The following is a 12,882-nucleotide window of genomic DNA, read 5'->3' as shown; positions in this document are numbered from 1 at the left end:
AAATGCCTGTCTCTTGTGCCAGAAGTTTTCTTTCCGGCCGTACCGCTATTATAGCAGGAAATGGTGTTTTACCTATCACTATTGCCGAAGCACTTGAAAAGCACGGACAAAGTCCTTTTCTTGTGCTGTTGCGTAATGAGGCGGACTCTGTGCTTTGTCGCTATGAGCATTGCGAGTTGTCCATTGTAGAGTTAGCAAGACTCATTAAAATCTTAAAAGCAGCTGAAATTTGTAATATTGTGTTGGCAGGTGGTGTGAAAAGGCGACCACTTCTTACGGAATTGCGACTCGATTGGACAACATTTTTAGCTCTCCCTAAGTTAATCGGTGCTTTGAGAGGTGGGGATGATGCATTATTAAAAGCTTTTATACGCATTGTTGAAGCATATGGTTTTTGTGTGATTGGTGCTCATGAAATTGTACCAGATCTTTTAGCATCAGCAGAATTTAATTTAACATTACGGCGGGCTACGAAAAAAGAAAAAAAAGATATTTTCTTAGCAGTAAAAGCCGCAAAGCTTTTAGGTCAATTAGATATTGGGCAAGCCGCAGTAGTCGTTAATGGAAGGGTGGTTGCGCTAGAGGGAGCAGAGGGAACCGATAATATGCTGCGGCGGGTTTATGAAATGCGAAAAAGAGAGCAAATTCCTCCTAAAGGTGGTGTTCTTGTTAAATGTGCAAAACCACAACAAGATCATCGTGTTGACTTACCATCAATTGGACCAGCAACAATAATAAATATTGCAAAAAGTGGATTATCTGGCATTGCGGTGGAGGCCAATAAAAGTCTTATATTATCAGTGAAAACAACAATAGAAAAAGCAAACAAATATTCCTTGTTTATAGAAACATTTGAAAGGTTTAATCATGAATAATTGTTTCTTTAAAATTGCTGTTATTGCAGGCGAGGAATCTGCAGATTTCCTTGGAGCAGATTTGATTTCTTGTTTAGTACAACAAACAGGAAGCAACATTCATTTGATTGGTGTTGGTGGGAGGAATTTAAAGGCATTAGGCCTACAAAGTTTTTTTGATTCTCAAGATATTTCGTTAATCGGTTTAGGGACAGTATTAAAAAAACTGCCACTATTGTTACGCCATATTCGCAATTTATCTCAATTTATCGCGCGAGAAAAGCCTGATTGTTTAATTATTATTGACAGTCCAGATTTTACCCATCGTGTTGCAAAAAAGGTGCGTGCTTTAGCTCCCTCTATTCCTATTGTTAAATATGTTGCACCAACTGTTTGGGCATGGCGTCCAAAGCGCGCTAAGGGTATGCGCAAATTTGTTGATCATATTTTAGCGATTTTTCCTTTTGAAGAAAAGGTTATGCAAGACTTGGAAGGTCCTCCTACAACCTATGTTGGTCATTCTCTTTCGACACATCCTCCACTTTTGGCTGTTCAAGAAGAAAGAAAACATCAAGCAGAAAAAAAACACTTGCGTGATGAAAAAACATCATCGTTCACATTGGTTCTTTTGCCAGGATCACGCAATTTCGAAATTCGCTCTTTAATGCCGATTTTTCGAGAAGCCGTAGAAATTCTTACTCAACGTATTCCTCATTTACGTATTATTCTACCAACTTTACCATATTTGCAGGATGCGATTCGTGATTCTGTACAGAGGTGGAAAAGCACTGTAGAAGTTGTTGTTGGTGAAGATGAAAAATGGCATGCTTTTGCACAAGCAGATGTTGCACTTGCTGCACATGGAACAGTTTCACTGGAATTGGCTTTAGCAAAAATTCCCATGGTTCATTGCTATAAACTTGATTTTTTTTCTAAATTATTTCTTTTTCCTAAAATAACAATATGGACTGCTGCTCTTCCAAATATTATTGCTGATAAGCCTATTATGCCAGAATACTTTAACGAATTCATACGCCCTGGCATGTTAGCAAGGCAGATAGAACAGCTTTTATATAATCCTTTATTACGACAGGCACAACTTGATGCTTTTGAGATAGTGGAACAAAAAATGAAAACTGAAATCCCATCGGGAGTTATTGGGGCCCAAACAATTCTTCGCCTTCTCAAGAAAACAAGGCACTTAGAATTGTGCTGGTAAAACAATCTTGATGGTTAATGTTTAATTTTAGCGAGAAACGCGCGGGCACGTTGGCTTTGAGGATTGGTAAAAAATTCGTCAGAGGCTGTGTCTTCAATAATTTTCCCATTTTCCAGAAAGAGGATTCTTTCTGAGACTTCACGCGCAAAACCCATTTCGTGTGTTACGCAAAGCATTGTTATACCTGTATCTGCTAATTTGGCCATAACTTCTAAAACTTCACCAACACTTTCTGGATCAAGAGCTGAGGTTGGTTCATCAAAAAGCATGACTTCAGGTTCCATACAAAGTGCACGAGCAATTGCAACACGCTGTTGTTGACCACCAGAGAGTTGTAAAGGATATTTATGACAATGTTTTTCAATGCCAACATTTGTCAGATAATGCATTGCTCGTTCTTGTGCTTGTTGTTTAGAAAGGCCTTGAACCGTCATAGGTGCTAAAATACAGTTTTGCATAACGCTCATATGAGGAAATAAATTAAAGTTCTGAAAGACCATTCCTATTTTACGGAGAACCTTTTTTTGCTGGTATAAGGGAGCCGCATGAATATCAATATTGTGGATGCAAATTGAACCTTCTTGAGCTTTTTCTAATTGATTAATACACCGGATCAAGGTTGATTTCCCTGATCCAGAAGGGCCACACAGCACTATACGCTCACCGGTTTTAACATCAAAATTAATATTATAGAGTACCTGAAAATATCCGTACCATTTATTTAAATTGCGAATGGAAATCACGGGTGTAGTTGTATGGATAGCTTTATCATTTTCCAAATTCATCTTGTTGTATTCTTTCATTGGTAAATAAATTTTTTAATTTAACATTTTGATTTGGTAAGTTTTTTCTGACCAGTTTATTTACCGTAAATATCGGGTGAGACGATATTCGATAAAAACAACAAATCGGTGAATGAGCTCAACAATAAGAAGATAAATAAGAGCAGCCCAAATATAAACTTGAAAATCAAATGTACGTGAATACGTCATTTTGGCAATTCCCATTAAATCATAAATAGTGATGAGTGAGGCAATCGCACTGGATTTTATCATTAAAATGAATTCATTGCCTAGGGGACGTAATGCTACGACCATTGCTTGCGGTAGAATAATTTTGAAAAATGTTACAGAACGACTTAATCCTAATGCTTTTGATGCTTCACGTTGCCCAGTTGTTACAGAGAGAAAACTTCCTTTAAAGATTTCAGATTGATAGGCAGCAGAATTGAGAGCAAAAATGAAAAGACAACAATACCATGCGTTTTGAAAAAACCACCATAGGCCAATCTGTTGCCAGAAGTTGTTCATTGAACCAAGCCCGTAGTAAAAAAGAAAAAGTTGAGCAAGTAAAGGAGAACCGCGAAAAAAGTAGACATAAGCCTGTGCAACATATTTTAATAACTTATTCTTTGACAAACGTGCAAATGCGATAAGCATACCAAGAACAAAACCAATAGAACAAGCTATCGAAACAAGCTCAATAGTAACAATAAAGCCCTCAATAAATTTGGGGCCATAACGGTTCAAAAGAGCAGGATTAAAAAGAAAATAGAGCCACTCAGGTATCATCATCCTAATACCTTTCTATATCCTGCTTGAGTATATCTTTCCAGATAATGAAGGATGACAGAAAAAAACGCTGAAAATAACAAATAGAGTAAACATGCAACAAGATAAAACAGCATTGGTTTATCGGTAGCTGCAACCGCTAGATTCGTTTGTCGCATCAGGTCAACAAGTGAAATGGTTGACACGAGGGATGTATCTTTAAGTAACGTCAGCCAATTATTAGAAAGTCCTGGTAGAGCATTTTGAATAAGCTGAGGAAAAACTATACGAAAAAACGTTGTTGAGCGTGAAAGTCCTAAAGTTTTAGCTGCCTCATATTGACCTTTATCAAAGATATTGAATGCTCCAAGCCAAACTTCACAAGAAAAGGCTGCAAGAACCATACTAAGTGCTAAAACACCAGCAACAAAGGCATTGATGCTGAACATTATTTCAATATTAAAATAATCAAGAACAATTTGAATAATATTTTGTAAGCCATAGTAAACTAAAAACAGAGTTAACAGCTCTGGTAACCCACGGAACACCGATGAAAAGAGGGTAGCTATAGTTTTTGCTATCTTAATATTAGAGCGAATCATCACGGCAGCGAGAAGACCTAAAGGAAGTCCTAAGAGCCCACAGCACAAAGCCAATGATAATGTTACTCCTGCACTAGAAAGTATAACCATGCCCCACCCACCATTGCTAAATGATAGCAATGCTAAATTTTCAATCATTCTTGTGTTCCTTATAAAGAGTTAGATAATATTTTTAGTAATAAACAGTTTGTCGAATTTTAGTTCGGATTGATATTTAATAAACATCAGATGTAAAATATTTTTTTATAATTTTATCATACGTTCCGTCCAAACGAATATCCTTTAGTGCCTTATTAAACTGACTTTTAAGATCATTATTATTTTGACGTATGGCAATTGCAATAGGAAATTTTGTTTCTTCCAGAGTTCCCAAAAGTTTGCAGCAATCTTTTCCTTCATTTTTGAGCCAATTTAATGCTTGTAGTTTATCAACGATAATCCCTTCAACACGACGGTTTAAAAGATCACGATTAACTTCTATTGTTGTAGGATAAAGCTTAATATTTATTCCTTCAGAGGCATAATGATCTTCTGCATAGGCAGCTTGTGTTGTATTTGATTGTACGCCAAGATTTTTTCCCTTAAAAGACTCTGCTGATATCTCTTTAATTTCCGAATCTTTTGTAACAATTACAGCGAGTTCTGTGTTATAATAAGGGTCTGTGAAATCAATCTTTTGTAAACGCTCTTCTGTGAGAGCAAGAGAAGCAATAATCACATCATATTTCTTTGCAAGAAGACCTGGGATCATTCCCTCAAAGTCTTGCGTAACAATGCTACATTCAATCTTCATCTTTTTACAAAGTGCATAAGATATATCAACGTCAAAACCTTGCACTTTATTGTTTGAGTCCATGTAGCTAAATGGAGGGTAGGAACCTTCAATTGCAATTTTTAGTGTTTGAGTATGAGCCGATTGGGTGAACAGTGTTGCAGTTATTATAAGAGCGACTGCTAATAATTTCATTATGTTCTCCTGTTGTGGATAAGCGAAGAAATATAAGATAGTCATATATTCTATAATCTGCAAACTCTTCTAGGAGCAATGCAAAAATTTATTGCTGTTCGTTTTTCGATCATGATGATGAAGAGCATTATCAAAAAAATATTTATTTTATCAAGTATGGGGCTACTCATACAGAAAAGAAATAATTATCTCATGATTATATTGCCTAGTTATTTTATCTCTCATGAGAGTTTCTTTTGTCATTTTTTTCAAAAAGTATAGAATTTGGCTTTGAAAAAAGATTATTAAATTTAAGCATGCAAAAATTAATTCTCAGACATATAAAATATCACTCTTATTATATCCTAGATATCGAGAAATCTATAAAGAGTTATGATAATATTTTTTAAGAAATAGACCGTCTATTAAATTCCCGTTTTTATTGATTTTAGTATATATCGAATGCAAAATATTTCTTCATAATTTTATTATAAGTTCCATCTAAACGGATTGCTTTTATCGCTTCGTTGAACTTATTTTTCAGATCATGATTGTTTTGACGTATTGCAATTGCAATGGGAAATTTTGTTTCTTCCAAAGTTCCTAGCAGTTGGCAGCAGTCTTTTCCTTCATTTTTAAGCCAGTTTAAAGCGTGTATTTTATCAACGATAATCCCTTCAACACGACGACTTAAAAGGTCACGAGTAACCTCTATGACTGTAGGATAGAGTTTAATGTTTACTCCTTTAGAGACATAATGATCTTCTGCATAGGCTGCTTGTGTTGAATTTGATTGTGCACCCAAATTTTTTCCCTTAAACGCTTCTGCCGAGATCTCTTTAATATCTGAATCTTTTCTAACAATGATAGCGAGTACCGTATTATAGTAAGGGTCTGTGAAGTCAATTTTTTGTAAGCGCTCTTGTGTTGGTGCAAGAGAAGAAACAATAGCATCATATTTTTTTGCAAGAAGACCAGGGATCATTCCCTCAAAATCTTGCGTAACGATGACACATTCAACATTCATTTTTTTACAAAGTGCATAAGATATCTCAATATCAAATCCTTTGAGTTCGTTATTTGAGTCAATGTAACTAAATGGGGGATAGGAAGCATCACTCGCAATTTTGAGCGTTTGAGCATGGGCAAATTGGGGAAACAATGTCGCACTTATTATAAGAACGACTGCTAATAGTTTCATTATGTTCTCCTATCGGATAAGCAGGGAAATATAAGATCGTCATGTATTTTATAATCTGTAAGCTTGTCGTGAGCAATCAAAAATTTATTATTGTTTATTTTGCTATTATGACAATGGATATTCTCTTATCACATAGAGATACTCGATAGAGAGAGAAATAAATATCTCATTGATTATATTGTATAAATTATTTATTCTAAGATGATTTCTCATCATTTTTCTTTAGAAGATAAGATTTAGCTTTAAAAAAAGATTATTCAATTTAAGCAAAAAGATTTTAGCTTTCAGAAAAGCGAAAAAATAGCATTCGCGTTATGGTATTGTAAGTTGCTGAGATATTTAAAAAATATTTTTTTCCATAAATAGGAACTTTTTCTGATACAAAAGCGCTTAAAAATAGAGAATTGGAATATTTGATGAGGAGGGTGTCATCACAAAATAGATTTTTCTATAGCACCTTATTGATAACATATTATTTTACGTCGGCAAATTTTAAGAGTTCGTTTTATTTCATTTTTCATCTTCTAAAGAAAAATAGCAATTATTAGGATATATCTATAAAGAGTCATTTATTTTTCTCATTCTTTAGAATCGGAAGACAGAGTTATACTGCTGCTTTTGAGTATGACTGTATGATAATATTTCTAAGCCTGTATATTGAATAATACAAGACTGCTTTATTGAATAGAATGAGGATGTTAAGTTAGATTTTTATTTTAGAAAAAATCTTTGTCTTATTTAGAAATAAGCATTGTGGATTTTCTTCATTTATTCTGTAAAAGCCACCAGAAATTTTTTCTTCATCATTTCTATAGTAATATTATAGCTATCAAGAAGAGCTTCAAAATTAAGGTTTACAAAAACCCATCTTAATGCTGTTAGTTCTATTCACAATACAGCCTCACTCAATTGAGGCTGTATTGATTGGTATTTTATGTTTTTAATTGACTCGTTCATCAATAGGAACATATTCACGCATGGTATAACCTGTATAGAGTTGGCGAGGACGACCGATCTTTTGAGCAGGATCTTCAATCATTTCTTTCCACTGTGCAACCCAACCAACACTGCGTGCTAATGCAAAAAGAACAGTAAACATTTCGGTTGGAAAACCTAAAGCTTTTAGCGTGATACCAGAATAGAAATCGACATTGGGATATAATTTTTTCTCTACAAAATATTCATCACTCAGAGCAATTTTTTCAAGTTCTATAGCGATATCAAGAAGTGGATCATCTTGAATGTTCAGTTCTTTTAAAACTTCATGACAGGTTTTTTGCATGATTTTTGCACGTGGATCATAATTTTTATAGACTCGGTGACCAAAACCCATAAGGCGGAAAGGGTCTTTTTTATCTTTTGCACGTGCAATGAATTCAGGAATTCTCTCAACGGAACCTATTTCTTGTAGCATCTTCAAGCATGCTTCATTGGCTCCGCCATGCGCTGGTCCCCAAAGGCATGCGACACCTGCTGCTATACATGCAAATGGATTTGCTCCTGATGACCCTGCAAGACGTACTGTGGATGTAGAAGCATTTTGTTCATGATCAGCATGAAGAATAAAGATTCGATCCATTGCTCTAGTCAGAACAGGGTTGGTTTTATATTCTTCACAAGGAACAGAAAAGCACATACGAAGAAAATTGGCAGCGTAACTAAGATCATTTTTGGGATAAACAAATGCTTGCCCGATACTGTATTTATAGGCCATAGCAGCAAGAGTTGGAACCTTTGAGATAAGACGAACAGAAGCAATCATTCTCTGTTGAGGGTCTGTAATATCAATAGAGTCATGATAAAATGCAGACATAGCTCCAAGACATGCGACCATGACGGCCATAGGATGCGAGTCACGACGAAATCCATGAAAAAAACGTGCGAACTGTTCGTGAACCATCGTGTGCTGCATAATACAACGGTCAAAGTCGTTTTTCTCTTGTTTTGTTGGGAGTTCACCATAGAGTAAAAGATAGCAACTTTCGAGAAAGTCTCCTTTTTCAGCCAGTTGATCTATAGGATAACCACGATAAAGCAAGAGCCCTTCATTTCCATCAATATAAGTGATTTTTGATTCACAAGAAGCAGTTGAGGTAAAACCAGGATCGTAAGTAAAAATATCTGTTTCTTTATAGAGAGAAGCAATTTCAATGACAGCAGGCCCACTTGTACCTTTACGCAGAGGAAGTTCTATTTTTTTATTATTTACTATAATATGTGCTTTATTCTCAGACATTAGATATTCCTTTCAGATACTTTCCCCTAAAAATCAAAATGCTGCTTCATCAGAGTGTGAGATCTATGATTGAAGCCTCTTCTCTACCTATTTAAAGGTAGATTTACCCTAAAAGTGAGCGCATGCAATCTAAAAAATATTTTATTTGCAATTTTACCAAATGTATATTTCCACGACTGAAAAAAGAAGTTAGTTTTCCGTTTGTGTAGAAACATTGGTACGTGAATGCTTATCGGATTAATAGGCTATGTACATATCGCTAACATGTGGTGGTGAGAAGTTGATCATTGATACGATTGAGTGATTCATCTCGTCCCAGTAACATGAGAACATCAAAGACTCCAGGAGAAGTTGGACGTCCTGTAAGAGCTGCTCGAAGTGGTTGTGCAATGGAGCCAAATTTGAGATCTTGTGTACACGCATAAGATCGAAGCTTTTCATCGAGCGTTTTTGTATCCCAAGAGTGGACTTCTTTCAGAGCAAGATAAACATCGTTTAAAATGGCTTGTCCATTTTTATCTAGGAGTGTTTGTGCTTTTTCGTCAAGTTGTAATGGTCGTTGTGTAAAAATGAAAGAAGCATTGTCAATGAGTTCGCACAATGTTTTTGAACGTTCTTTCAAATGTGGTATAGCTTTTAGAAATTGAACACGACGTTGTTCATCAAGTCTTTCTGAGATTTGTAAGCCACCTTCAATTTCTGGTAAAATACTAAGAGCAGATTCAAAAAGATCTTGATCATTGCTCATGCGTATATAATGCCCATTGATAGCATCGAGTTTTTTGAGATCAAAACGTGCTGCACCTTTATTAATATCATCAATATCAAACCAAGAAATCATATCTTCCATTGACATCAGTTCGTCATCACCATGACTCCAGCCCAGACGAACGAGGTAATTTCGCAAAGCAGCAGGAAGATAACCCATTGTCCGGTAAGCATCTACACCGAGGGCACCATGTCGCTTTGATAATTTTGCACCATTTTCACCATGTATCAGTGGAATATGTGCCATAACAGGAATATCCCATCCCATTGCCTTGAAAATAATTGTTTGGCGAGCTGCATTTGTGAGATGGTCATCACCACGTATAATGTGAGTGACTCCCATATCATGATCGTCAACAACTACAGCATGCATATAAGTAGGTGAGCCATCAGAACGCAAAATAATAAAGTCATCGAGATCTTTATTAGGAAAGCGAACGTCACCTTGAACACGGTCGTGCACAATTGTTTCCCCATCTTGTGGTGCTTTAATGCGAATAACAGGTTTGATGTCTTTAGGCGTTTTAGAAATATCACGATCACGCCAACGTCCATCATAACGCGGTGGGCGACCTTCTGCACGGGCATTTTCACGCATTTCAGCCAGCTCTTCAGGAGAAGCATAACAATAATAAGCTTTGCCATCTTTTACCAATTGTTCTGCAACTTGACGATGACGTTGTGCGCGTTCGAATTGTGAAATAGGAGCTCCATCATAACTAAGTCCCATCCAGTGCAAACCGTCTATAATGGCTTTTACAGCTGCTTCTGTTGAACGTTCTCTGTCTGTATCTTCAATTCGTAACAGCATTTTACCACCGGTATGTTTGGCATAAAGCCAATTAAAGAGGGCTGTACGAGCACCTCCGATATGAAGGAAGCCTGTTGGTGATGGGGCAAAGCGGGTAATAACGGACACGGATCTCTTCCTTTAAAAATAAGATGTTATTTATAGGACTTTATAGAAGGATTATGTTAGCATAGCTGATGGAGGGTGCAATAGCCGCATTGCAAGTAAAGTGGGGATTTGCAGATGTTTGATAAAAATAAAGTTAAGGATGGTTTATCCATAAATGATGTTTCAGAAAGAAAAACATCGAGTCTGATATGGCAGAAAGCTTTTTCTCCCCGTTCTGATGCAAATAACGATACTTGTAAGAAACGAAAGATTTTTATCTTTGCACCTTTAAAAGATACAATAATTTTTTTCTGGGAATGGTTGGTCGATTGCATCGACAAAGAAATCTCTTGGGGAATTCTTTTCTCCTTAATTTTGGTCTTTTTTTCCATAGGTATCATTTTTTATTTTAGGTTAGAGCAGGAGCCCAATTGGGGGCAATTTGCCATGTTGATTAGTCTCTGCATTGCAATGTTGTATATTTTACGGTTCTATCGGAGAATTTGGATTCTGACAGGATTTCTGTTTTGTATTGTATTGGGTGCTTTGGCTGCAAAAATAGAAACATACCGGATAGCTACACCAATGCTGAGCAGCGACGTTATTACCACGCTAACAGGAAGAATTGTTTCTATTGAGTCAGGAAAAGGGGGAGAGTTTCGTTTAGTCCTAGATGTTTTGAGGACAGCAAAGCCTGTATTACGTCATAGCCTTCATCGTATTCGTTTATCGGCAAAACGCTTACCACATAGATCGGCAATTGGTGATGGGCTACAGGGAAAAGTCAAGATCCGTGCATTATCTGGGCCAGTGTATCCGGGAGGTTATGATTTTAGTTTCCATAATTATTTTAAAGGAATTGGTGCTCAGGGAGTTTATTTAGGAGAACCAATTAAAATATCCGTTTCACAGTCCAATAAAATATTTAATAGAGTTTTACAGAAAATTGAAAATTTACGAAACAATATAACCCAACGAATCCATAAGGCAATGGACGGAGAAAAGGGGAATGTTGCTGCCGCTCTTATAACGGGACAGCGAGCTGGTATTTCAAATGAGACAAATGAAGCATTGCGTGCGGCTGGATTAGCCCATATTTTATCAATATCAGGTTTACATATGGCTTTGTTGAGCAGCATAGTTCTTGTGAGTATCCGTGGTTTTTTGGCACTTTTTCCGGTTTTTTCATCCTATTATTCTACTAAAAAATTTGCTGCTATTGCTGCCTTAATGATAACAGCGTTTTATATGCTCTTGTCTGGTGTTGCTGTATCAGCACAGAGAAGTTTTGTGATGATTGCTGTTATGTTGGTTGCTGTTTTGTGTAATCGTTCTGCTGCAACAATGCGTAATTTCTCTATTGCAGGTTTGATAACTTTGGCTATTGCACCGCATGAAATATTAGGACCTAGCTTTCAAATGTCCTTTTCTGCTACTGCTGCTTTGATTGCTTTTTTTGATTGGTGGGGCAGGCAGTCATCTTATCGCATAAGAAAAACAACACCCTCTTATATTGGAGCTGGAGTCATTCATTTTGCTCTCTTATCAATACTTTCCATATGTGCCTCTTCGTTTGTAGCGGGGACTGCCAGTGGAATTTATGCTGCTTATCATTTTTCTAATATTGCATTCTTGAGTATCATCAGCAATGCTTTAGCTTTACCTATAGTATCAATCTTCGTCATACCTTTTGGATTAATCGCAGTCCTTTCAATGTTTTGGGGCTTTGAATGGCTACCACTTCAAATTATGGGTTTTGGTATTGGTCTTGTGATAAAAATTGCTCATGCTATAAAATCTATTTCTCCTGTTTTAAATCCTGGATTTATGCCGTTATCTGCATTGGTCTTATTAAGTATAGGTTTAGTTGGACTGACTTTTTGTAAAACACCCATTAGGTTCTTTTTTAGTTTTTTTATTTTGTCTGGTCTTTTTGTTTGCTTTGTGCGTTCACCGATACAACTCATTATAGCAGATAATATGAAGCTCGTGGGTGTTATCGATGAAAAGAAATTATATATTGATCGTCATCATATTTCTAAATTCACGACATCAATATGGGAAAAATTATTTCGTGTAAATGGGATGATCAAGCCAACAAAATATGGTCCGTCATTTCATGGACAGTTCATATGTGATCATAATGTATGCGCATCCTTATTAGCAAATGGATTAAAAGTAATTGTGTTGCATAGAGAAACAGATCAATGTTTAGAGGCAGATATTGTCATTAAGACATTTGCAGTGGATAATCAAACATGTCCTAAAAAGGCAAAAATAATATTTACTCTCCGACAATTGTTATCACGAGGGAGTGTTATGATTACTAAAAGTGGAGATATTATTTGGTCTTCGATGGGGTTTCGTAGACCGTGGAATATGCACAGGCAATATTCACAAAAATTGCATAGCCTGTAGTATTTTCCATCCTTTTTTGTGTTCACACAGCAAGAGAAAAATAATAGGTAGTTTTTTTGATTATGCTTTTTTGCCGTGCGTTTCTCAATATTATGAAAATTGAGAAACTGCTTCCAATTTTCTTACGGCAGCAATGTTTTTATATCTAAACACTTTGATAAGTTTGTAGCAAACTTTTTATGTGTGACCT

10 protein-coding genes are annotated in these 12,882 nt (G+C 36.1%); 3 read left to right on the top strand and 7 right to left on the bottom strand.

Annotated features, from left to right (window positions below; all coding sequences use genetic code 11):
- The first annotated feature begins 2 nt into the window (after window positions 1-2).
- A complete protein-coding gene (locus tag PVV64_RS06775) occupies window positions 3-875 on the top strand; it encodes an LpxI family protein (protein ID WP_273760350.1) in 873 nt (290 codons plus the stop codon).
- Window positions 868-2,073 carry a lipid-A-disaccharide synthase gene (gene lpxB / locus PVV64_RS06770; RefSeq protein WP_273760349.1) on the top strand — a complete coding sequence of 402 codons (1,206 nt, stop codon included), beginning with the start codon at window positions 868-870 and terminating at the stop codon, window positions 2,071-2,073. Before PVV64_RS06775 ends, lpxB begins: the two co-directional genes overlap by 8 nt.
- A 14-nt stretch (window positions 2,074-2,087) precedes the next feature.
- Here the strand turns inward: lpxB and PVV64_RS06765 are convergent, their stop codons facing one another.
- The 7 genes from PVV64_RS06765 to gltX form a co-directional block, all read right to left on the bottom strand.
- Entirely contained in the window at window positions 2,088-2,858 is a 771-nt protein-coding gene (locus PVV64_RS06765) for an amino acid ABC transporter ATP-binding protein (RefSeq protein ID WP_273760348.1), read from the bottom strand.
- A 78-nt stretch (window positions 2,859-2,936) separates the two neighbouring features.
- On the bottom strand, window positions 2,937-3,644 hold the full coding sequence (locus tag PVV64_RS06760; protein WP_273760374.1) for an ABC transporter permease: 708 nt from the start codon (window positions 3,642-3,644) through the stop codon (window positions 2,937-2,939).
- On the bottom strand, window positions 3,644-4,363 hold the full coding sequence (locus PVV64_RS06755) for an ABC transporter permease (protein WP_273760347.1): 720 nt from the start codon (window positions 4,361-4,363) through the stop codon (window positions 3,644-3,646). The genes PVV64_RS06760 and PVV64_RS06755 overlap by 1 nt, the downstream gene beginning before the upstream one ends.
- 76 nt (window positions 4,364-4,439) lie before the next feature.
- Complete coding sequence (locus tag PVV64_RS06750) at window positions 4,440-5,192, bottom strand: transporter substrate-binding domain-containing protein (RefSeq protein WP_273760373.1); 753 nt, start codon at window positions 5,190-5,192, stop codon at window positions 4,440-4,442.
- Between the two features lie 427 nt (window positions 5,193-5,619).
- Entirely contained in the window at window positions 5,620-6,372 is a 753-nt protein-coding gene (locus PVV64_RS06745; RefSeq protein ID WP_273760346.1) for a transporter substrate-binding domain-containing protein, read from the bottom strand.
- A 940-nt stretch (window positions 6,373-7,312) separates the two neighbouring features.
- Entirely contained in the window at window positions 7,313-8,608 is a 1,296-nt protein-coding gene (gene gltA / locus PVV64_RS06740) for a citrate synthase (RefSeq protein WP_273760345.1), read from the bottom strand.
- Between the two features lie 259 nt (window positions 8,609-8,867).
- On the bottom strand, window positions 8,868-10,295 hold the full coding sequence (gene gltX / locus PVV64_RS06735; RefSeq protein WP_273756123.1) for a glutamate--tRNA ligase: 1,428 nt from the start codon (window positions 10,293-10,295) through the stop codon (window positions 8,868-8,870).
- 114 nt (window positions 10,296-10,409) lie between these two features.
- On the opposite strand from gltX, the gene PVV64_RS06730 reads away from it, so the two are divergent.
- Window positions 10,410-12,692, top strand: a complete 2,283-nt coding sequence (locus tag PVV64_RS06730; RefSeq protein WP_273760344.1) for a ComEC/Rec2 family competence protein — start codon at window positions 10,410-10,412, stop codon at window positions 12,690-12,692.
- Window positions 12,693-12,882 lie beyond the last annotated feature (190 nt).

It is taken from the genome of Bartonella sp. ML70XJBT.G (assembly GCF_028618575.1).
Taxonomy (GTDB): domain Bacteria; phylum Pseudomonadota; class Alphaproteobacteria; order Rhizobiales; family Rhizobiaceae; genus Bartonella.
This window is presented reverse-complemented; position numbering and strand designations above follow the sequence as displayed.

Coding starts and splice junctions, on each gene's coding strand:
- PVV64_RS06775 (WP_273760350.1), top strand. CDS start 3: ATGCCTGTCTCTTGTGCCAGAAGTTTTCTTTCCGGCCGTACCGCTATT.
- lpxB (WP_273760349.1), top strand. CDS start 868: ATGAATAATTGTTTCTTTAAAATTGCTGTTATTGCAGGCGAGGAATCT.
- PVV64_RS06765 (WP_273760348.1), bottom strand. CDS start 2,858: ATGAATTTGGAAAATGATAAAGCTATCCATACAACTACACCCGTGATT.
- PVV64_RS06760 (WP_273760374.1), bottom strand. CDS start 3,644: ATGATACCTGAGTGGCTCTATTTTCTTTTTAATCCTGCTCTTTTGAAC.
- PVV64_RS06755 (WP_273760347.1), bottom strand. CDS start 4,363: ATGATTGAAAATTTAGCATTGCTATCATTTAGCAATGGTGGGTGGGGC.
- PVV64_RS06750 (WP_273760373.1), bottom strand. CDS start 5,192: ATGAAATTATTAGCAGTCGCTCTTATAATAACTGCAACACTGTTCACC.
- PVV64_RS06745 (WP_273760346.1), bottom strand. CDS start 6,372: ATGAAACTATTAGCAGTCGTTCTTATAATAAGTGCGACATTGTTTCCC.
- gltA (WP_273760345.1), bottom strand. CDS start 8,608: ATGTCTGAGAATAAAGCACATATTATAGTAAATAATAAAAAAATAGAA.
- PVV64_RS06730 (WP_273760344.1), top strand. CDS start 10,410: ATGTTTGATAAAAATAAAGTTAAGGATGGTTTATCCATAAATGATGTT.